Genomic DNA, 21,255 nt, shown 5'->3' with positions numbered 1-21,255 from the left:
CCGCTCAGCGGGTGAACAGGCAGGACTCGTAGAGCCGGACCCCGTGGCCCAGGGCCTGCTCCCGGGTCACGGGGCTCTCCGGGTCCAGCCAGGCCAGCACGATCTCGCCCATCCCGCCGAGGCAGAAGTGCCCGGCGACGCGCAGGTCGTCGGGCTCGATCCGGTTGTCGACGGCGCCGCTGACCATCAGCTCGGCGAAGCCGCGGTTGGCGCTGCGGCGGCGTGCGACGAGCTCGGGGCAGCCGATCGCGTCGACCAGCACGACGACGCGTCGCGGGTCGGCGGCGACGTCGTCGAACCAGGCGGTCAGCGCGGCCCGGATCCGGGCCGCCGGGTTCGCGGCGGCGGCCTGGACCGCGGCCATCGTCGTGGCGGCGCGCTCGTCGACGATGTGGTCGAACACCGCGCAGCCCAGCTCGACACCGGAGCCGAACTCGTCGGCCCCGGTCGCGGGCAGCCCGGCCCGTTCCGCGGCCGAGAAGGGGTCGATGGCGGGCCAGCCGCCGTCCGCCCACTGCTGCAGGGCCGCGTCGAGGAGGGCCTCGCGGTCCCGTTCACCCCGGTCCATGGGCGCCACTATGACACCAGTAGGGGGAACGACACCCATCTCCGGGAGCTATCCCCATCTTTGGTGATGTGCCGCCGCAGAACGTGATGGCGACGGTGAATACGCTGGAGGGCATGAGCAAAGCCGTGCTGACCGCCGTGGCGTGGCCCTACGCCAACGGCCCCCGGCACATCGGCCACGTGTCCGGCTTCGGTGTGCCCTCCGACGTGTTCGCCCGGTACCGGCGGATGGCGGGGGACCGGGTGCTGATGGTGTCCGGCACCGACGAGCACGGCACCCCGATCCAGGTCCAGGCCGACGCCGAGGGACTGACCCCGCGCCAGCTCGCCGACAAGTACAACGGCGTGATCACCGACGACCTGCAGGGTCTCGGGCTGAGTTACGACCTGTTCACCCGGACCACGACGTCGAACCACTACCGCGTCGTGCAGGACATGTTCACCGCGCTGTACAAGAACGGCTACGTCGTCCCGAAGACGCAGCTGGGCGCGATCAGCCCGTCCACCGGCCGCACCCTGCCCGACCGCTACATCGAGGGCACCTGCCCGATCTGCGGCTACGACGGCGCCCGCGGCGACCAGTGCGACAACTGCGGCAACCAGCTCGACCCGGCCGACCTCAAGAACCCGCGCTCGCGGATCAACGGGGAGACGCCGAAGTTCGTCGAGACCGAGCACTTCTTCCTCGACCTGCCCGCCTTCTCCGAGGCGCTCGGGAGCTGGCTGTCGACCCGCACCGACTGGCGCCCCAACGTGCTCAAGTTCTCCGCCAACCTGGTGGAGAACCTCAAGCCGCGCGCCATCACCCGGGACCTGGAGTGGGGCGTGCCCGTCCCGCTCGACGTCTGGTCGGACAACCCGCTCAAGAAGATCTACGTCTGGTTCGACGCCGTCATCGGCTACCTGTCCGCCTCGGTGGAATGGGCCCGTCGCGGCCCGGACCCGGACGCGTGGAAGCAGTGGTGGACCGACCCGGCCGCCGAGGCCTTCTACTTCATGGGCAAGGACAACATCACCTTCCACTCGGTGATGTGGCCGGCGATCCTGCTCGGGCAGAACGGCGCGGGCGACCGCGGCGGCGAGCCCGGCCCGTACGGGACGCTCGACCTGCCCAGCGAGGTCGTGTCCTCGGAGTACCTGACGATGAGCGGGTCGAAGTTCTCGACCAGCCGCGGCACCGTCATCTACGTCGGGGACTTCCTGCGCGAGTTCGGGCCGGACGCGCTGCGCTACCACATCGCCGTCGCCGGGCCGGAGAACCAGGACGTCGACTTCACCTGGGACGAGTTCGTCCGCCGGGTCAACTTCGAGCTGGCCAACGAGTGGGGCAACCTGGTCAACCGGTCCATCTCGATGGCCCACAAGAACGTGGGCGCGATCCCGACGCCGACGGCGCCGCAGCAGGCCGACGCCGAGCTGCTCGCGTACTCGCGGGCCGGGTTCGACACCGTCGGCGGGCTGCTCGCGCGGAACCGGTTCAAGCAGGCCGCGGGTGAGGCGATGCGAGTGGTCACCGCCGCGAACCGGTACCTGTCCGACCAGGAGCCGTGGAAGCGCAAGGACGACCCGGAGCGCCGGGACACGATCCTGCACACCGCGCTGCAGGTCGTGCAGGACGCCAACACCCTGCTCACCCCGTTCCTGCCGCACGCCGCGCAGAAGGTGCACGAGGCGCTCGGCGGCACCGGGGTGTGGGCCGCGCAGCCGGAGAAGACGACCGTCGACGACCTCGGCGACGGCCCCGCCTACCCGGTCCTCACCGGCGACTACGCCGCCGAGCAGGCCCACTGGGGGTCGACGCCGATCGAGGTGGGGCGACCGCTGGCCAAGCCGTCGCCGATCATCGCCAAGCTCGCGCCCGAGCTGGGGGAGACCGGGCCGGAGTGGGCCCCGGTCCAGAAGTGAGCGGACACGGCCGCCGGCCGCGCCCCGAGCCGCCGGAGCCGCTCGCCGCGCCGACGATCGACAGCCACACCCACCTCGACGCGTGCGGCTGCGAGACCGACGCCGACGTCGTCGCCGCGATGGACCGGGCGGCGGCGGTCGGCGTCGTCGGTGCGGTCACCATCGCCGACGACCTCGACGGCGCCCGGTTCGCCGTGCGCGCCGCGCACGCCGACGACCGGGTGTGGGCGGCCGTCGCGCTGCACCCCACCCGGACGGCACGGGTGCCGGCCGCCGACCTCGCCGAGATCGAGCGGCTGGCCGCCGACGACCGCGTCGTGTCGATCGGCGAGACCGGCCTGGACTACTACTGGGACCACAGCCCGCCCGCCGCGCAGCAGGACGCGTTCCGCTGGCACATCGGGCTGGCCAAGCGCACCGGCAAGCCGCTGATGATCCACGACCGGGACGCCCACGACGACGTCCTGCGCATCCTCCGCGAGGAGGGCGCCCCGGACACCGTGGTCTTCCACTGCTTCTCCGGCGACGCCGCGATGGCCCGGGAGTGCGCCGACGCCGGGTACGTCCTGTCCTTCGCCGGCCCGGTCACCTTCACGAAGAACGACGAGCTGCGCGCCGCCGCGGCGCTGGTGCCCGCCGGGCAGTACCTCGTGGAGACCGACGCGCCGTTCCTCACCCCGCACCCGCACCGCGGCCGGGCCAACGAGCCTTACGTGCTGCCGTGGACCGTGCGGGGGATCGCCGCGACCCGCGGGGAGTCCGAAGCCCTGGTCGCCGAGACGGCCCGCCGCAACGCCGAACGGATCTTCCGGCTGCGCACAACCGATTGACGCCGTCCGCCGTGACGAGTGGCGGGGTTGTCGTCACTCACCGTCGATCACCGTCCGCTCGTCGCCACGCGCGCGTCGGAAACGCTGCGCCGGGTCACGGTCCGCTAACGTCCCTCGTCGTACCCGCCGGGACGGGGTCGCTCCCCCGACCCGCGGGACGACGACCGGTCCGCTCCCCAGCGACGGTTCCGCTCCCCGGCACCGCGCCGGTCGTCGTTCCCGCAGGTCATGGCTCCTTCCCGGACAGCCGAGCCCCCGGGAAGTCATGTCTTCGCGTCACGCCGCACCGCTCGCCGACGACGAGCTCACGCGACCGCTCCCCGTCATCGCGCCCGCCGGTCTCGCCGGCGACGAGGCCGGGTACGTCACCTACGAGGGCCGTCACCGCACCGCCGGTGCCCGCTCCCGGGCCGGGGTCCGGACCGCCGCCGCGGCCGCGCTGTTCTCGGTCCCGACCGGTGGCCTCGCCGCCGCGGTGCTCACCGCCCCGGCCGAGCAGCCCGCCCAGGAGCTCCAGGCCGGGCTCGCCGCGAACGCCACCGACCTCGGCACGGCGTCGATGAGCCTCGACCGGGCCTCCTCGCCCGCCTCGTTCGCCCCGGTCGCCGCCCCGACCACCGGCTCGGACATCGTAAACGCCCAGATCGTCGAGTCGCAGAAGCTCCCGGTGCCGGAGCAGGAGGTGCAGGACCCGTCGCTCGACGAGGGCACCCGCACCGTCGTCGACCCGGGCCGCGAGGGCGCCCGCAGCATCATCTGGCGGGTCACCTACGACCAGGGCCGCGAGGTCGCCCGCGAGCGCGTCGGCGCCGGTCAGGACACCCCGGCCACCCCGCGCGTGGTGAAGGTCGGCACCAAGAAGAAGGTCGAGGAGATCATCGCGAAGGCGAAGTCCTCGGCGCCCGCCGTCTCCAACGGCGCGACCTGGGACAAGCTGGCCAAGTGCGAGTCCGGCGGCGACTGGAACATCAACACCGGCAACGGCTACCAGGGCGGGCTGCAGTTCAACAAGCAGACCTGGCAGGCCTACGGCGGCGGGCAGTACGCCCCGACCGCGGACCAGGCCTCCCGCGAGGAGCAGATCGCGGTCGCCGAGAAGGTCAAGGACGACCGCGGCGGCTACAGCGCCTGGCCGTCCTGCTCCTCCAAGCTCGGCCTGAGCTGATCCCGCACGCACCCCGCCCGGGGTGCCCGGCGAGAATGGTGCCGTGAGCGACCACGGGACCGACGGCGGCCGGAGCCGGAGCATCGACGCCGACGGCGACGGGAGCCGGACCACCGCCACCGCCCGCCTGCTGGGCCCGGCCGACGTCCGGGTCCTGGCCGAGCGGCTCGGTCTGCGCCCCACCAAGAAGCTCGGCCAGAACTTCGTCCACGACGCCAACACCGTCCGCCGGATCGTGAAGTCCGCCGGCGTCGACGGCGACGACGTCGTCCTCGAGGTCGGCCCCGGTCTCGGCTCGCTCACCCTGGCGCTGCTGCCGGTCGCGGCCCGGGTGCACGTCGTCGAGATCGACCCGGTGCTGGCCGGGCTGCTTCCCGACACCGTCGCCGAGCGCGCCCCCGAGCTGGCCGGGCGCCTCACCGTGACCGGTGCCGACGCCATGCGGGTCGGCGCGGACCGGCTCGCGACCGACGCCGGGCCCGGTGCGGCGCCGCCCACCGCGATCGTCGCGAACCTGCCCTACAACGTCGCGGTGCCGGTGATCCTGCACCTGCTCGCCGAGCTGCCGTCGCTGCGGACCGGGCTGGTCATGGTGCAGGCCGAGGTCGCCGACCGGCTCGCCGCCGGACCCGGCTCGCGCGAGTACGGCGCCCCCAGCGCCAAGCTCGCCTGGTACGCCGCCGCCCGCCGCGCCGGGCCGGTGCCGCGCGCGGTGTTCTGGCCGGTCCCCGGCGTCGACTCCGGGCTGCTGGCGTTCACCCGGCACGACCCGCCCGCCGACGCCGACCGGGCGGCGACCTTCGCGGTCGTCGACGCGGCCTTCGCCCAGCGCCGCAAGGTGCTGCGGGGAGCCCTGTCGGGCTGGGCCGGCTCGGCCGCGGCGGCCGAACAGGCCCTGCGCGCCGCGGGGGTCGACCCCACCGCCCGCGCCGAGACCCTGGCGGTGTCCGACTTCGCCCGGATCGCCCGGAACCGCCCGGCGGGGCCCCCTCCCGCCTGACCGGACCGTGCCGGGGGCGGCGCATGATGGCGTGGTGACGCGGTCGAGGGAACAGGTGGTCAGCGCCGACGGGACGAACCCGTGGCCCGCGCTGTGGGCGCTGGTGATCGGGTTCTTCATGATCCTGGTCGACGCCACGATCGTCACCGTCGCGACGCCCGCGCTGCTGACCTCGCTGGACGCCGACGTCAACTCCGTGGTCTGGGTGACCAGCGCCTACCTGCTCGCCTACGTCGTCCCGCTGTTGGTCACCGGGCGGCTGGGGGACCGGTTCGGGCCCAAGCGCGTCTACCTGTGCGGGCTCGCAGTGTTCACCCTGGCCTCGCTGTGGTGCGGGCTCACGACGACCGTCGGCGCCCTGATCGTCGCGCGGGTCGCCCAGGGCTTCGGCGCCGCGATGATGACGCCGCAGACCATGGCCGTCATCACCCGGACCTTCCCGGCGGCCCAGCGCGGGCGCGCGATGAGCCTGTGGGGCGCCGTCGCCGGCGTCGCGACGCTCACCGGGCCGATCGTCGGCGGGCTCCTCGTCGGCGGCCTCGGCTGGGAGTGGATCTTCTTCGTGAACGTCCCGGTCGGGGTGATCGCCTTCGTCGCCGCCTGGCGGCTGGTGCCCTCGCTCGAGACCTCGCGTCGCCGGTTCGACATCGTCGGCGTGGTGCTGTCCGCTGCGGGCATGTTCCTGCTGGTCTTCGGCATCCAGGAGGGCCAGAAGTTCGGCTGGAGCGCCGGGATCTGGGCGCTGATCGGCAGCGGCGTCGTCGTGCTGGTCGCGTTCGTGTGGTGGCAGCGGGTCACCACCAGCGAGCCGCTGGTCACGCTGCGCCTGTTCCGGGACCGCAACTTCTCGCTGGCCAACATCGCGATCTGCACCGTCGGCTTCGCGATCACCGCGCAGGGCTTCCCGCTGATGATCTACGCGCAGAGCGTGCGCGGCTTCACCCCGACCCAGGCCGCACTGCTGCTCGCACCACTGGCGATCTTCTCCGGCGCGCTCGCCCCGTACACCGGGCGGCTGACCGACCGCGTGCACCCGCGGCTGATCGGCGGCTTCGGGATGTCGACGTTCGTCATCGCGCTGGCCTGGCTGGCGTGGGTGATGGGCCCGGACACCCCGGTCTGGCAGCTGCTGCTGCCGCTCACCCTGCTCGGCATCTCCAACTCCTGCGTCTGGGCGCCGATCTCCACCAGCGCCACCCGCAACCTGCCGATGGACCAGGCCGGATCCGGGTCGGGCGTCTACAACACGACCCGTCAGGTCGGCGCGGTGCTCGGCAGCGCGGGCATCGCGGTGCTCATGGAGTCGCGGATCGCCGCACTCGTCCCGGGCGCGTCGGCGACCGGCGGCTCCCCGGAGGTCGCCGCGACCGGCGGCCCGCTGCCCGAGGCGCTGCGCGACCCCTTCGCGACGGCGATGGCCCAGTCGATGCTGCTGCCCGCGGCCGTGCTGGTGATCGGGTTCGTGGCCGTCGCCTGCTTCGCGACGCCGCGCCACCTGGTGGAGCGCCGCGCGGCCGCGGAGCGCACCGGCTCCGCGGAGTCACTCACCCGGTAGCGACTCCTCCGGGAGGGGGCGTCTCCTCCGGGAGCGGGCGTCGGCGATGGGCCGGGGGATCGGTCAGGCGGCGGTCCTCGGCGCTCCGCCGTGCCGCCCAGACCGTCTGGTCGTGAGGTCTGCGCCGTGAGGTCTGCACCCGTGAGGTCTGCACCGTGTGGGATCCGCGCCGGGCGATCCGCCTCGGGCGGTCCGCGCCGGCGGCCGCGGATGCCTGTTGTGCCAATTCGCTTACCCGGTAAGCGAATTCGCCGGAGAGACGGTGTCGGTGGGGACGATCCCGGTGCCGACGGTGGTAGATCGGGCGGTGTCGGGTGGGGGGCGGTGTCGGGCGGTGTGGGGCGGGGCTGCCGGTAGCCGTCCCACAGGCAGCGCCGTCCTGCCCATCGGCCCGCGTGGGTGCCGGTTCTCCGAATTCGCTTACCGGGTAAGCGAGTTCGTCGGGGGACGGGTGCCCGCGACCGGGCTGATCGCCCTGCCGCGTCACCCGGTGCCGCGCCGTCGGGGTCGGATCGGCCGGGGTCGGATCGGCTGGGTCGGATCGGCCGAGGTCGGGCCGCCGGGCAGTGCGGCCGGACCGGGCAGTGCGGGTGGACCGGGCAGCCCGGCCGGCCCGGTGAGCCCGGCCACCCCGGATGCCGGGCGGCGGCGGCCCGTCCCGCGCTGCCCGTAGGGTTGAGCGGTGCTGTCCGCCGTGCCGCGACCGGTCACCGTCCGGGTTCCCGCGAAGATCAACCTGCACCTCGCCGTGGGCGGGGTGCGGCCGGACGGCTTCCACGACCTCGTCACGGTGTTCCACGCCGTCAGCCTGTTCGACGAGATCTCCGTCGAGCAGGCGCAGGAGCCCGCGCTGGAGGTGCACGGCGACGGCGTCGCCGAGGTGCCGCTGGACGCCACCAACCTGGCCTGGCGGGCGGTCGAGCTGCTCGCGGAGAAGGCCGGGCGCGCCCCGGACGTGCGGGTGACCCTGCGCAAGGGCATCCCGGTCGCGGGCGGCATGGCGGGCGGCTCCGCGGACGCGGCGGGCACGCTCGTCGCGCTGTCGTCGCTGTGGCGGCTGGAGCTGGGCCGCGACGAGCTGTCCGAACTGGCCGCCGAGCTCGGATCGGACGTCACCTTCGGTCTGCACGGCGGGACCGCGCTCGGCACCGGCCGTGGCGAGAAGATCATCCCCGTGCTCGCCCGGCACCGGCTGCACTGGGTGATCGCGCTGGCCCGCGGTGGACTGTCCACACCCGCGGTGTTCTCCGAGCTGGACCGGCTGCGCGGCGACGGCCCGATCGCCGAGCGACCGGTCGAACCCGTCCTGGAGGCGCTGTCCTCCGGGGACCCGCGCCGGCTCGCGCTCAACCTGGGCAACGACCTGCAGGTCGCCGCCGTCTCGATGGCCCCGGACCTGCGCCGCACCCTGCGTGCCGGGGTCAACTCCGGCGCGCTCGCCGGGCTGGTGTCCGGGTCCGGGCCGACGTGCGCGTTCCTCTGCGCGGACGCCGACTCCGCCGTCGAGGTCGCGACCGAGCTCGCCGGCATGGGGGTGTGCCGGACGGTGCGGGTCGCCCACGGCCCGGCCGGCGGCGCCCGCATCGTCGACACCTCCGAGACCGGCGGCGACCACCCCCCCGACCGCGGCGGTCCCTCGAGCTCCGGCTCGTGGCCCCCGGTCCGTGCCTGACCTTCCCGACGGTGGAGACGTAGTTGCCCGAGAACCTGCTCAACCTGGAGAACGTCACCGCGCATGTGCCCGGTGACGCCTCCCGCGTCCTGCTCGACGGCGTCTCGCTCGGCGTCGAGCGCGGCGACCGGATCGGCGTCGTCGGCCTCAACGGCGGCGGGAAGTCGACCCTGCTCGACGTGATCACCGGCGACCGCCCTGTCGAGGGCGGCCGGGTCAGCCGCCTCGGTGGCCTGCGGATGGCGCACCTCGTGCAGCACGACCGCTTCCCGGCCGGGTCGACGGTGCGCGACATCGTCCTCGCCGAGTACGGCGCCGACCACGAGTGGGCCGCCGACGCCCGGGTCCGCGACGTCCTCGACGGGCTCGCCATCTCCGACATCGAGCGGCCCACCGACGGCCTGTCCGGCGGCGAGAAGCGCCGGGTCGCGCTGGCCGCGGCGCTGATCGGGGAGCTCGACCTCGTCGTCCTCGACGAGCCCACCAACCACCTCGACGTCGAGGGCATCGGCTGGCTCGCGACGCACCTGACGGCGCGGCGGATCGCACTCGTCGTCGTCACCCACGACCGCTGGTTCCTCGACACCGTCTGCACCCGGACCTGGGAGGTCGCGAACGGGCGCGTCGAGTCCTACACCGGCGGCTACGCCGACTGGGTTTACGCCCGCGCCGAGCGCGGCAGGCAGGCCGACGCCGCCGAGCAGCGCCGCCGCAACCTGGCCCGCAAGGAGCTGGCCTGGCTGCGCCGCGGCCCGCCCGCCCGGACCTCGAAGCCCCGCTACCGGATCGAGGCCGCGGAGGCCCTGATCGCCGACGTGCCCGCGCCGCGCGACACCGTCGAGCTGATGGCGTTCGCGACCAACCGGCTCGGGCGCACCGTGCTGGAGCTGGAGGACGCGACCGTCTCCGTCGCCGGGCGCACCCTGCTCGACGGCGTGACCTGGCGGCTCGGCCCGGGCGACCGGGTCGGCATCGTCGGGATCAACGGCTCCGGCAAGACGACGCTGCTGCGTGCCCTGTCCGGGGAACGCGCGCTCGACTCGGGCAAGCGCGTCCAGGGCAGCACGGTGAAGATGGCGCAGCTGTCGCAGGAGCTCGTCGACCTGCCCGCCGAGATGCGCGTGCTGGAGGCCACCGAGGCCGTCGCCAAGTACGTGCGGTTCGGCAAGCAGGAGATGACCGCGTCGCAGGTGCTGGAGCGGCTCGGGTTCCCCGCGGCCCGCCAGTGGACCCCGGTCGGACGCCTGTCCGGTGGCGAGCGCAGGCGACTGCAGCTGACCCGGCTGCTGATGGACGAGCCGAACGTCCTGCTGCTCGACGAGCCCACCAACGACCTGGACGTCGACACCCTCGCCGGGCTCGAGGACCTCCTCGACGGCTGGCCGGGCACCCTGGTGGTCGTCAGCCACGACCGGTACCTCACCGAGCGGGTCTGCGACCAGGTCGTCGCCCTGTTCGGCGACGGGCACCTCACCCACCTGCCCGGCGGGATCGGCGAGTACCTGACCCGCCGTGCCGCCACCGGCCACGGCCCCGCCGGGGCCGCCCCGACCGCTCCGGTACCGGCCGGGGCGCCCGTCGCACAGGCGGCCGGGCCGAAGGCGAGCGCCGCGGAGCAGCGGGCCGCCCGCAAGGACGCCCAGCGCCTGGAACGACGGATGGGGCAGCTCACCGCGCAGGAGGAGAAGCTGCACGCCCGGCTCGCCGAGGCCGCCACCGAGCCCGGCCGGCTGATGGAGCTGGACCGGGAGCTGAAGGCCGTCGTCGCCGAGCGCGAGAGCGTCGAGCTGGAGTGGCTCGAGGCCGCCGAGCGCGCCGAGGGATGAGGGGTCTCTCCTACCCAGGTAGGAGAGACCCCGGGTAAGAGATCAGTAGTTCGACCGATCCGCGGCCCCCGGGTGCGCGGATACCGTCGTACTCGCGTCACGGCGGGCTGGGGAGCCTCGCCGGGGCGCGGGGGGAGAGACGGGCCGGTTCCGTCGCCACAGTCGGGGGGTGGCGACGGGACCGGGCTCGTGGGCGGTGAGTCCGCCGCCCGCGGCTGTCACCGCGGTGCCAGCGCCGTACCAGGGCCGTGTCAGCGCCCAGGCGCACGCTCATCGGCATGAACACTCCCGCTATCGAGGTCGACGGCCTGGTCCGGGCCTTCGGTGACGTCCGCGCCGTCGACGGGATCTCCTTCTCCGCCGGGCGCGGACAGGTCCTCGGGCTGCTCGGCCCCAACGGCTCCGGCAAGACGACGACCGTCCGCATGCTGGCCACGCTGCTCCCGCCCTCGGCGGGCCGGGCCGCGGTGCTCGGCCGCGACGTCGTCGGCGACGCCGCCGGGGTCCGCTCCCTGATCGGCCTCACCGGCCAGTACGCCGCCGTCGACGAGGCCCTGACCGGCCGCGACAACCTGTACCTGATCGGCAGGCTGCTCGACCTGCCGCGCCCGGCCGCGCGGGCCCGCGCCGTCGAGCTGATCGACCGCTTCGGGCTCACCGACGCCGCCGGGCGCCGCGCCGGCACCTACTCCGGCGGCATGCGCCGGCGGCTCGACCTGGCCGCGAGCCTCGTCGGGCGCCCCGAGGTGCTGTTCCTCGACGAGCCCACCACCGGGCTGGACCCGCTGCACCGCAACGAGGTGTGGGAGGCCGTGCGGCGGCTCGCCGAGGACGGCGTCACCGTCCTGCTCACCACCCAGTACCTGGAGGAGGCCGACCAGCTCGCGCACGACCTCGTCGTCCTGGACCGGGGGCGGGTCATCGCCTCGGGCACGGCCGCGCAGCTGAAGTCCCGGGCCGGCGGGCGACGCCTGCACGTGCGCCCCGAGCTGCCGCGCGAGGCGCCGCTGGTCGCCGCCGTCGTCGCGCAGGAGGCCGGCGCCGAGCCGACGGTCGAGCCGTCCGGGGAGGTCACCGCGGCCGTCGCCGACCACGGCGCGCTGCGTCGCACCGAGGACCGGCTGGTGGCCGAGGGCGTCGCCGTCGCCGAGATCGGTCTGCGGCTCCCCAGCCTCGACGACGTCTTCCTCTCCCTCACCGGCCACGCGGCCGAGACCACCTCCGGAGGCCCCCGATGACCGCCACCCTCGAGACCCCGCCCACCACCCCGCGCTCCGGCCGGGCGGCCGGCTCCGCCCCGCTGCTGCCCTCGACGGTGCGGCACGGGCTGTCGCTGGCCCGCCGCGGGATCGTGAAGACGATCCACTCGCCGGAGGCGCTGATCGACGTCACGCTGCAGCCGGTCATCTTCCTGCTGCTGTTCGTCTACGTCTTCGGCGGCGCGATCGCCGGCAACAGCACGGAGTACCTGCACTACGCCCTGCCCGGCGTCCTGCTCCAGACGGTCGTGTTCGCCTCCGCGGGCACCGGCGTGGGCCTGGCCGAGGACCTCAAGACCGGGATCTTCGACCGCTTCCGCAGCCTGCCGATCTCCCGCGCGGCCCCGCTGGTCGGCGCGATCGGCGCGGACCTCGTCCGCTACGTGACCTCCGGCGTGATCATGCTGATGTTCGGGTTCGCGCTCGGCTACCGGACCCCGGCGGGTCCGTTCGGGATCCTCGCCGCGTTCGGGCTGGTCGTCGCGTTCGCGTTCGGCCTGTGCTGGGTGTTCACCGCGCTCGCGATGGTCGTGAAGCAGCCCCGCTCGGTGCAGGGACTGTCCGCGCTGATCATGCTGCCGCTGACGTTCGCCAGCTCGGTGTTCGTCCCGACGCAGACGATGCCCGGCTGGCTGCAGGGCTTCGTCGCGGTCAACCCGGTCTCGCGGACCGCGGACGCCGTGCGTGCCCTGCTCGACGGCGCGCCGGCGGGTGGTGCGGCGACGGTGTCGCTGCTGACGTCCGCGGGCCTTGTCGTGGTCTTCGCGCCGCTGGCCGTCGCGCTCTACCGCCGCCGCACCTGAGGGCGCGCGGAGGTCCGGCGCTCACGGTGTAGGGGGCGCGTCCCGGGGGAGGGCCCGGCCACGGTCGACCGCAGCGTCGGCCGCGGCCGGGCCCAGCCGTGCGCGGACCCCCTCCAGCGTCGCGACGACCTCGGGCAGACCCAGGTGCAGCGCCCCCCGGCGGGCCAGGGCGACGCCGAGCAGCTCACCGGCCCGCTCCGCGTCCCCCGCGTCCAGCGCCCACCGTGCGGAGGTCTCGGCGACCAGGCCGAGGATCGGCCCGTCCTCGCTGGCGACGGCGGACCGCCCGGCCTGCTCCAGCCGTTCGCGGGCGTCGTCGGGACGTCCGAGGGCGAGCAGCGCGGCCGCGATGAGCGCGTGCGTCGACGCCTCCCGCTGCAGCCGTCCGGGGCCGGGCCGGGCCGGCACGTCGGACTCCTGGAGCAGGTCCAGGGCCTCCTGCGGCTTCCCGAGCCGCAGCTCGACGTCGGCCCGGCCCCACCGCAGGCCGAAGTCCGCACGGGGGTCGTCGACGATGTCCTGGTCGAAGGCCAGGCGGAGGTGCTCGCGGGCCTCGGTCTCGTCGCCGTCGCGGGCGGCGAGCCGGGCGAGCTGCAGGTGGAACTGGGGGACGTCGTCGGCGTTGCCCAGCTCGGCGGACAGCGCGACCGCCTCGGTCCAGGCCCGGCGGGCGGCGTCGGTGTCCCCGGCGTAGTCCTCCAGCTCACCGAGTGCGAACGTCGTCATCCCGAGCCCGAAGCGGTCCCCGGTCCGGGCGAACAGCTCGTGCGCGGCCCGCAGCCGGACCCGCTGCACGTCGAGGTCGCCGGTGTTCTCGGCGTATGCGGCGATGATCTGCGACGCCGTCGCCCGCAGCCACGGCTCGCCGTCGCCGTCGGCGATGGCCACGAGCGCGGAGCGGTCACCGTCACCGAACAGCAGGCCCGTGGGCCGGGCGAGCTCGACCACCGGGTGCCGCGGCTCGGGCAGCTCCGGCCACAGCGCGACGACGGCGGCGAGCTCCGCCTGCGCCGCACCCGGCTCGTCGCCGAACCCGATGTGGACCGTCGCCCGGATCGTGCGGGCGAACGCGACCGCGGCGGCCGGCGCGTCCGCCGGGACCGTCGCGACCCGGTCGGACCAGCGCTTCAGCGACCCGAGGTCGCCGCGGACCATCCAGCTCCAGCCCAGTGCCGCGAACAGCCGGTGCGCCCGGGGACCGTCGCCGGCGTCGACGGCGCGGTCCAGCGCGCGGACGGCCTCGCCCTCCACCCGCCGGACGACGGCGAGCTGGTCGAGCTGGTCCCCGGTGCGCAGCCGCGGCTCCCCGGGCTCCAGCACCGCGAGCAGGTGGTCGGCGTGCGCCGCGGTCACGGCGTCGTGGTCCGGCGCGTCGGCCAGCCGTGCGGCCGCGTACTCGCGGATCGTCTCCAGCATCCGGTAGCGGGTCGCGCCGTCCTCGGCGCCGTCGACCGGGACGACCAGCGACTTCTCCACCAGCGCCGGGAGCAGGTCGAACGCGTCGTCGCCGCAGACGGCCTCGACGGTGCGGGCGTCGACGGGACCGGCGAACACCCCGAACCGGGTCGCGAGCGCCCGTTCGGCGGGGGAGAGCAGGTCCCAGCTCCAGTCGACGACGGCCCGCAGCGTCTGGTGGCGGGGCAGCGCGGTCCGGGCACCGGTCACCAGCAGCCGGAAGCGGTCGGCGAGCCGGTCGGCGATCTCGGCCGGGGTCATGCTCCGCACCCGGGCCGCCGCGAGCTCGATCGGCAGCGGCTGACCGTCGAGCCGACGGCAGATCTCGGCGACGGCCCGGGCGTGGGCGGCCGGGTCGAGATCCGGCCGGACGGCGACGGCGCGTTCGGCGAACAGCCGCGTCGCCTGCGCCGGGTCCAGCGACCCCAGCGGGTGCAGGACCTCGCCCGGCACACCGAGGGGCTCCCGGCTGGTCGCCAGCACCCGCAGCCCGGGCAGCCGGGCGAGCAGGTCGTGGACGAGGTCCGCGACGTCGTCGACCAGGTGCTCGCAGTTGTCCAGCAGCAGCACCAGCTCGCGGCCGGTCAGCGCCGACACCAGCCGTGCCCTGGCGTCCGGACCACCGCGGTCCGCGACCGACAGCTCCGGCCCGCCGACGGCGTGCAGCGCGGCCGGGACCACCTGGTCGCCGCCGGTCAGCGCGGCCAGCTCGACCACGGCGACGGCCGTACCGACGTCGCGCACCGCCTCCTGCGACAGCCGGGTCTTCCCGGCCCCGCCCGGCCCGACCACGGTGACCAGCCGCGTCGAGCCGAGCAGCGCCCGTACCCGGTCCAGGTCCTTCTCGCGGCCGACGAACGAGGTCAGCGCCACCGGCCGGGTCCGCTCCGGCGGCGGCCCCGGCCGCCGTGCGGCGACCACGGTCGCGGGCGGGTCGTCGCGCAGCAGCTCGGTGCGGGTCCGCAGCAGCTCCGGGCCCGGATCGACGCCGAGCTCCTCGGCCAGTGCGGTCCGGGTCCGGTCGAGCACGGCCAGCGCGTCGGCCCGCCGACCGGTCGCGTGCAGCCCGCGGGCCAGCGCGACGGCCGTGGTCTCCCGCAGCGGCTGCTCGGCCAGGATCGCGGTGAGGACGTCCAGGCCCGCAGCGGGCAGCCCCGCCGCGAGACCGCGCGCGGCCAGTTCCTCGGCGGCGTCGGCGCGGGCGTCGGACAGCCGGGTCGCGGCGGGCGCGACGAACGCCAGTCCGTTGAGCCCGCCCAGCGGCGGGCCGTGCCACAGGTCGAGGGCCTCGGTGAGCAGGGCGCGGGCGCGGTCGTCGTCCGGGTCGGCCGCCGCGGTCCGGCGCAGTGCGGCGAACCGCAGCGCGTCGACCTCGTCCGGGTCGACGGCCAGCAGGTAGCCGCCGGTGGCCGACCGCACCCGGTCGGCGCCGATCGCGCGGCGCAGCCGGGTGGCGAGGGACTGGAGCGCGTTCGCCGTCGACGGCGGGTCGTCACCCCACAGCGCGTCGACCAGCGTCGCGGTGTCGACCGGGTGCCCGGCGTCGAGCGCGAGCCGGGCGAGCAGACCCCGCACCCGGGCGCCGGCGGGCAGCAGCTCGCGCCCGCCGGCGTCGGTGAGGGAGACGGGGCCGAGCAGCCGGATCGACATCACCGGCCATTCTGCCCCGCAACGGCCACCGGTTTCCGGCCGACCGAGGTCAGCTCGACCGCCGGACCACCTGCGCCAGCTCGTCCAGCTTCGTCAGGGTCTCGGACTCCGGCAGGGTCGGCAGCAGGAACGTGACCCGCTCGACGCCGACCTCGGCGTAGCCGGCGACGACGTCGGGGTCCGGCTTCCCGCCGAACACCGTGGTCGGCACGTCCGGCTTGCCCCGCTCGGCGAGGTCGTCGCGGACGCGGCGGATCTCGTCGTAGGAGGTGTGCGAGCGCGGGAGCCAGCCGTCGCCGACCTCGGCGAGCCGGTTCAGTGCGGCCTCGCTCTCCCCGCCCAGGTAGATCGGCGGGGTGCGGACCGGCTTGGGCCAGGAGAAGGACCGCTCGACGTCGAGGTGCTTGCCGTGGAACTCGGCCTCGTCCTCGCTCCACAGTGCCCGCAGCGCGTGCAGTTGCTCGGTCATGAGCGGCCCGCGGGTCCTCGGGTCGACGCCGTGGTTGCGCATCTCCTCGCGGTTCCACCCCGCGCCGACGCCGAACAGCAGCCGCCCGCCGGACACCAGGTCGAGGCTCGCGGTCTGCTTGGCGGTGTGGATGACGTCGCGCTGCGGCAGGAGCACGATCCCGGTGCCCAGCAGCAGGTCCGTGGTCGTCCCCGCCATCGCGGTGAGCGCGACGAACGGGTCGAGGGTGCGGTAGTAGACCCGCGGGAGGTCGCCCCCGCCGGGGTAGGGCGACTCCCGGCTGGTCGGGATGTGCGAGTGCTCGGCGAGGAACACCGAGTCGAAACCGCGTTCCTCCAGCGCCCGGCCCAGCGGCCCGGGACGGATGCCCTCGTCGGTCACGAACGTTGCGATGCCGAACTTCATGACCGGCGGGTACCCGTCGGGCCGGACCGTCACGCCCGGCCGGCGAGCCGGTCCAGCAGCAGTGCCTCCGCGAGCACCCCGCGCCCGAACATGCCCAGGTGCAGGCTCTCGTCGATGCCGTGCCAGCGGCTGGCCGGGTCCCCGACCCCGGTGACCAGCACCGCCGCGCCCGGGAAGGTCCGCGCGAACTCTGCGATGAACGGGATCGAACCGCCGATGCCGGTCTCGACGGCGTCGTTGCCGTAGGCGGCGGAGAACGCGGCGCGGGCGTGGTCGTAGACCTCGCCGGCCGAGGACAGGCTGAACGGCTCGGCGACGCCGTGGCCGGGCGTCACCGACACGTGCGCGCCCCACGGGACGTTGCCCTCCAGGTGCTCCGCGAGAGCGCGCTGGGCCTCGCGGGCGTCCTGGCCGGGAGCCAGCCGCATGCTGACCATCGCGCGGGCGCGGGGGAGCAGCACGTTCGAGGCCTCGGCGACCTTCGGCGCGTCGATCCCCAGCACCGCGACGGCGGGCGCGTGGTTGGTCCGGTCCGGGATCGAGCCGGTGCCGAGCAGCTCGACGCCGTCGAGCAGGCCCGCGTCGGAGCGGTAGGTGGCCTCGTCCGGGTCGGGCGCGTCGGAGCTGCCGCGCACCAGGCCGGGGACGGCGACCTCGCCCTTGTCGTCGTGCAGGGTGGCCAGGGTGCGGCACAGCGCGGTCAGCGCGTCCCCGATCGGGCCGCCGTAGACCCCGGAGTGCACCGGACGCTCCAGCATCGACACCTCGACGACGACGTCGACCAGGCCGCGCAGGCTGGTGGTCAGCGCCGGGACGTCGACGGCCGGGTTGGCGGCGTCGGCGATCACGATGACATCGGCGGAGAGCTTCTCGCGATGCTCGGCCAGGAGCGCGGTCAGCGTGGGGGAACCCGACTCCTCCTCGCCCTCGATGAACAGCACGACCCCGACCGGCGGCCGTCCCTCGTAGGCGCGGAGCACGGCGAGGTGGGTCATGACGCCGGCCTTGTCGTCGGCGGCGCCACGGCCGTAGAGCCGCCCGTCGCGCTCGGTCGGCTCGAACGGCGGGCTGGTCCACGCGTCGTCGCCGCCGGTGGGCTGGACGTCGTGGTGGGCGTAGAGCATGACCGTCGGCATGCCCTCGGGTGCGGGCCAGTGCGCGACGACGGCCGGGGCCCCGCCGTCGGCGGAGATGATCTCGACCGAGGCGGCACCCGCGTCACGGGCCAGCGTCGCGACGGCGTCCGCGGAGCGGCGGGTGTCCTCGGCGTGTGCCGGGTCGGCCCAGATGCTCGGGATGCGGACCAGCGCCTCGAGGTCCGTGCGCGCGCCCGGGAGGACGGCGTCGACGGCGGCGGAGAGCGCTGCGGGAGCGGGGTCGGTGTGCGGCTCGGCCATGCGTTCGGATGCTACGCGCGCCCGGCGCGGTCGCACCGGTCGCCGATCGTGCCGCCCCGCACGGGCGGTTCGTCGCTACATTCGGGCCCATGTCCCGATTCCTGGCGACGTTGCTGGAGTCCGCGACCGTTCCCCACGGGCTCGCCCGTGGGATGACGACGGGGGAGCCGCGCGATCCCGTGCGGCGTTCCTGGGCGGAGGTGCACGAGACGGCCCGCGGGATCGCGGACGCCCTGCGACGCCCCGGCGACGACGGCGGCCCGGCCCTGCCGTTCGGCGGCGCCGTCGGGGTGCTGGCCGGGGAGCCCGCGGCGATCGCCCCGGCCGCGCAGGCGGTGTGGCTGTGCGGCGGCAGCGTGACGATGCTGCACCAGCCGACCCCGCGCACCGACCTGGCCGAGTGGGCCGCCGACACGGTCACGACGCTGACGATGGTCGACGCCGCGATGGTGCTGCTCGGCCCGCCCTTCGACGCCCTCGCCCCGGTCCTGACCGAGCGCGGTGTCCCGTTCCGGATGCTCGACTCGCTGACCGGTGACCCGGCCGCGTTCGTCGCGGACGCCGCCGTCGCCGACGAGGGCGACACCGCGTTGCTGCAGCTCACGAGCGGTTCCACCGCGGCCCCGAAGGCGGTGCGGATCACCCACGCGAACCTGCACGCCAACATCGGGGCGATGGTGACCGCGTCCGCCCTGGACGTCGCGACCGACCGGATGGTGTCGTGGCTGCCGCTGTTCCACGACATGGGGATGGTCGGGTTCCTGACCGTCCCGATGACGGTCGGGCTGGACCTGGTCACCGTCACCCCCGCGGACTTCCTGGGCCGCCCACGGCTGTGGGCCGAGCTGATCTCGAAGTACGGGGGCACCGTCACCGCGGCCCCGAACTTCGCCTACGCCGTGCTGGCCCGCCAGCTCGCCCGGGTCGACGACGGTGCTCTCGACCTCTCCTCGCTGCGGCTGGCGCTCAACGGCGCCGAGCCGGTGGACCCGGCGGCCGTCGCGGCGTTCACCGACGCCGGCGCCCGCTTCGGGCTGCGACCGGAGTCGGTCCTGTGTGCCTACGGGATGGCCGAGACCGCGCTCGGGGTGTCCTTCGCACCCGTCCACACCGGGCTGAAGGTGGACCGGGTCGACGCCGAGTCACTGGAGGCGCACCGGCGCGCCGAGCCCGCGGGCGCCGGTCCGGTGCGGGAGTTCCCCGAGCTCGGACCGCCGCTGCCCGGGATCGAGGTGAAGGTCGTCGGCAGCGGTGGTCGCGTGCTGGGCCCCCGGGAGGTCGGGGTGCTGCACCTGCGCGGCGACGCCGTGACGCCCGGCTACCTCACCGTCGACGGCCCGGTGTCCACCCAGGACCGCGACGGCTGGTTCGACACCGGCGACGAGGGCTACCTGACCCCCGACGGCGCCGTCGTCGTGTGCGGGCGCACCAAGGACGTGATCATCATGGGTGGGCGCAACATCTACCCGACCGACATCGAGCGGGCCGCCGGCGCGGTCGAGGGCGTGCGCGCGGGCAACGTCGTCGCGGTCCGGATCCCGGCAGGTGACGGGCGGCACCGGGAGTCGTTCGCCGTCGCCGTCGAGGCGAAGGGGGCCGACGGCCCCGAGGCGGTGCGTGCCATCCGCGACGACGTGATCCGCCGCGTCGTCTCCGCGGTGGGGGTGCGGCCGGCCGAGGTCGCGGTGCTGGCGCCGGGGAGCCTGCCGAAGACGCCGTCGGGGAAGCTGCGCCGCGCCGCGACGGCGGACCTGCTCACCGCCCGCCGCTGACCCGGACGCACGGGAGCCCCGGTCCCTGTGGAGGACCGGGGCTCCCGTGGACGACGGGGCTCAGCCCGACAGCGGGTGGAACCGGTTCTGCGCCGGCTCCAGGCCCTCGGACAGCAGGGCCTCGGCGGCGTCCGCGGCGAGGTCCAGACCGAAGTCGAGCTCCTTGTTCTCCACGCCGGAGAACCGCTTGAGCACGTAGTCCGCCGGGTCCTGACGACCCGGCGGCCGGCCGATGCCGAACCGCACGCGCAGGTAGTCCTTCGTGCCCAGCGCCTTGCTGATCGAGCGCAGGCCGTTGTGCCCGCCCTCGCCACCGCCGCGCTTGAGGCGGACCACGCCGAAGTCGAGGTCCAGCTCGTCGTGGACGACGATCACCTCGGTCGGCGGGATCGAGAAGTACTGCACGAGCCCGGCCACCGGGCCGCCCGAGAGGTTCATGTACGTCCGGGGGACGGCCACGGTCACCGGGCGACCGGCGAGCCGGCCCTGCGCGATGTCGGAGTTCGACCGCTTGTGCGCGGAGAACCGGCCGGCGCCGGCCCGCGTCGCCAGCAGTGCGGCGACGCGGGTACCGACGTTGTGCCGGGTGCCCTCGTAGTCCGGACCCGGGTTCCCGAGTCCGACGACGAGGGCCGGCCCCGGCACGGGGCTCACTTGTCGGAGGACTCGGAGTCGCCCTCGGAGTCCGCGGAACCCTCGGCGGAGTCGCCCTCGGCCTCGGCCTCGGCGGCCTGCTCCTCGTCGGACGGCTCCTCGACCACACCGGCGCCCTCGGCGTCGACCTCGGCCTCGAGGTCCTCCTCGGTCGGGGCCGGGACGACCTGCACGACGAGGTACTCCTCGTCGGTGCGCAGCTCGACGCCACCGGGGAGCTTGAGGTCCTTGGCGAAGTACTGGGTGCCGATCTCCGCGTCCTCGATGGAGACCTCGATGTTCTCCGGGATGTTCAGCACGTCGGCCTCGACCAGGACGGTGTTGAGGTCCTGGGTGACCAGCGAGCCGGGGACGGCCTCGCCGGTGACGACGACGTCGAGCTCGACCTCGACCTTCTCGCCACGCTTGATGACGAGCAGGTCGACGTGCTCGATGTAGGGGCGCAGTGGGTGCACGACCACGGTCTTGGTCAGCGCGAGCTGCGGGGTGCTGCCGTCGACGTCGAGCTCCAGCACGGCGTTGCGGCCCTGCTCGCGGACGACCGCGGCGAACTGCAGCGACGGCAGCGACAGGTGGACGGGGTCGGTCCCGTGGCCGTAGAGGACGGCGGGGATCTTGCCGGCGCGACGGGTGCGACGGGCGGCGCCCTTGCCGAACTCGGTCCGGGTCTCGGCGGGAATGCGGGTCTGGGCCACGGGAACTGCTCCTCGAACTGTCTGCGGTGGAAGGCGCGCGCGGCGAGGAGCCGACCGGGATCGGCCCACGTCGATCACGGCGGGTCAAGGTGCACCCGCCCTCGCCGCGGAGATGCCGAGAAGAGTACGCCAGGCCCGTGGCCGTCCCGGGGCCAGCCCCCGGGACGACCGCGGAA

General features: G+C 74.8%; 16 protein-coding genes. 10 read left to right on the top strand and 6 right to left on the bottom strand.

Annotation, left to right across the window (positions count from 1 at the left end; translation table 11 throughout):
• Positions 1 to 4: 4 nt before the first annotated feature.
• Positions 5 to 568: a TetR/AcrR family transcriptional regulator gene (locus tag DMP17_RS43625; RefSeq protein WP_337832543.1), complete on the bottom strand. Its 564-nt coding sequence runs from the start codon at positions 566 to 568 to the stop codon at positions 5 to 7.
• 113 nt (positions 569 to 681) lie between these two features.
• Between DMP17_RS43625 and metG the strand changes: the two genes are divergently transcribed.
• The 9 genes from metG (at position 682) to DMP17_RS43580 (ending at position 12,582) form a co-directional block, all read left to right on the top strand.
• Positions 682 to 2,472 carry a methionine--tRNA ligase gene (gene metG / locus DMP17_RS43620; RefSeq protein WP_226355140.1) on the top strand — a complete coding sequence of 597 codons (1,791 nt, stop codon included), beginning with the start codon at positions 682 to 684 and terminating at the stop codon, positions 2,470 to 2,472.
• The gene (locus DMP17_RS43615; protein WP_226355141.1) at positions 2,469 to 3,302 is read left to right on the top strand and encodes a TatD family hydrolase; all 834 of its coding nucleotides are present in this window, start codon (positions 2,469 to 2,471) and stop codon (positions 3,300 to 3,302) included. The genes metG and DMP17_RS43615 overlap by 4 nt, the downstream gene beginning before the upstream one ends.
• A 265-nt stretch (positions 3,303 to 3,567) precedes the next feature.
• Positions 3,568 to 4,467 (top strand): resuscitation-promoting factor, encoded by a 900-nt coding sequence (locus DMP17_RS43610; protein ID WP_308253074.1) that lies wholly within the window; start codon positions 3,568 to 3,570, stop codon positions 4,465 to 4,467.
• 127 nt (positions 4,468 to 4,594) lie between these two features.
• Positions 4,595 to 5,467: a 16S rRNA (adenine(1518)-N(6)/adenine(1519)-N(6))-dimethyltransferase RsmA gene (rsmA, locus tag DMP17_RS43605; protein ID WP_226356639.1), complete on the top strand. Its 873-nt coding sequence runs from the start codon at positions 4,595 to 4,597 to the stop codon at positions 5,465 to 5,467.
• 34 nt (positions 5,468 to 5,501) lie between these two features.
• Positions 5,502 to 7,022 carry a DHA2 family efflux MFS transporter permease subunit gene (locus tag DMP17_RS43600; RefSeq protein WP_337832542.1) on the top strand — a complete coding sequence of 507 codons (1,521 nt, stop codon included), beginning with the start codon at positions 5,502 to 5,504 and terminating at the stop codon, positions 7,020 to 7,022.
• Positions 7,023 to 7,704: 682 nt separating this feature from the next.
• Positions 7,705 to 8,694 carry a 4-(cytidine 5'-diphospho)-2-C-methyl-D-erythritol kinase gene (locus DMP17_RS43595; protein ID WP_062400202.1) on the top strand — a complete coding sequence of 330 codons (990 nt, stop codon included), beginning with the start codon at positions 7,705 to 7,707 and terminating at the stop codon, positions 8,692 to 8,694.
• Positions 8,695 to 8,717: 23 nt separating this feature from the next.
• A complete protein-coding gene (locus DMP17_RS43590; protein WP_226355143.1) occupies positions 8,718 to 10,520 on the top strand; it encodes an ABC-F family ATP-binding cassette domain-containing protein in 1,803 nt (600 codons plus the stop codon).
• 278 nt (positions 10,521 to 10,798) lie between these two features.
• On the top strand, positions 10,799 to 11,758 hold the full coding sequence (locus DMP17_RS43585) for an ATP-binding cassette domain-containing protein (RefSeq protein ID WP_337832541.1): 960 nt from the start codon (positions 10,799 to 10,801) through the stop codon (positions 11,756 to 11,758).
• Positions 11,755 to 12,582 carry an ABC transporter permease gene (locus tag DMP17_RS43580; protein WP_337832540.1) on the top strand — a complete coding sequence of 276 codons (828 nt, stop codon included), beginning with the start codon at positions 11,755 to 11,757 and terminating at the stop codon, positions 12,580 to 12,582. Before DMP17_RS43585 ends, DMP17_RS43580 begins: the two co-directional genes overlap by 4 nt.
• 21 nt (positions 12,583 to 12,603) lie before the next feature.
• Here the strand turns inward: DMP17_RS43580 and DMP17_RS43575 are convergent, their stop codons facing one another.
• From DMP17_RS43575 to DMP17_RS43565, 3 genes are read right to left on the bottom strand one after another with little or no spacing between them, the layout of a single operon-like run.
• Positions 12,604 to 15,687 (bottom strand): AfsR/SARP family transcriptional regulator, encoded by a 3,084-nt coding sequence (locus DMP17_RS43575; RefSeq protein ID WP_337832539.1) that lies wholly within the window; start codon positions 15,685 to 15,687, stop codon positions 12,604 to 12,606.
• Between the two features lie 49 nt (positions 15,688 to 15,736).
• Entirely contained in the window at positions 15,737 to 16,561 is an 825-nt protein-coding gene (locus DMP17_RS43570) for an LLM class F420-dependent oxidoreductase (RefSeq protein WP_337832538.1), read from the bottom strand.
• 29 nt (positions 16,562 to 16,590) lie between these two features.
• Positions 16,591 to 17,958 (bottom strand): dipeptidase, encoded by a 1,368-nt coding sequence (locus DMP17_RS43565; protein ID WP_337832537.1) that lies wholly within the window; start codon positions 17,956 to 17,958, stop codon positions 16,591 to 16,593.
• A gap of 89 nt (positions 17,959 to 18,047) precedes the next feature.
• Between DMP17_RS43565 and DMP17_RS43560 the strand changes: the two genes are divergently transcribed.
• The gene (locus DMP17_RS43560; RefSeq protein ID WP_337832536.1) at positions 18,048 to 19,730 is read left to right on the top strand and encodes a fatty acyl-AMP ligase; all 1,683 of its coding nucleotides are present in this window, start codon (positions 18,048 to 18,050) and stop codon (positions 19,728 to 19,730) included.
• Positions 19,731 to 19,790: 60 nt separating this feature from the next.
• Here DMP17_RS43560 and pth read toward each other — a convergent pair whose 3' ends face one another.
• Both pth and DMP17_RS43550 read right to left on the bottom strand, forming a co-directional pair.
• Positions 19,791 to 20,384, bottom strand: coding sequence for an aminoacyl-tRNA hydrolase (gene pth, locus DMP17_RS43555; protein WP_226355150.1), 594 nt, complete (start codon positions 20,382 to 20,384; stop codon positions 19,791 to 19,793).
• Complete coding sequence (locus DMP17_RS43550; RefSeq protein WP_226355151.1) at positions 20,381 to 21,079, bottom strand: 50S ribosomal protein L25/general stress protein Ctc; 699 nt, start codon at positions 21,077 to 21,079, stop codon at positions 20,381 to 20,383. The genes pth and DMP17_RS43550 overlap by 4 nt, the downstream gene beginning before the upstream one ends.
• Positions 21,080 to 21,255: the final 176 nt, after the last annotated feature.

This window comes from Pseudonocardia sp. TMWB2A, from assembly GCF_017312135.1.
Note: the sequence above shows the minus strand (reverse complement) of the source record. Positions and strands in the feature narration are given on the sequence as shown.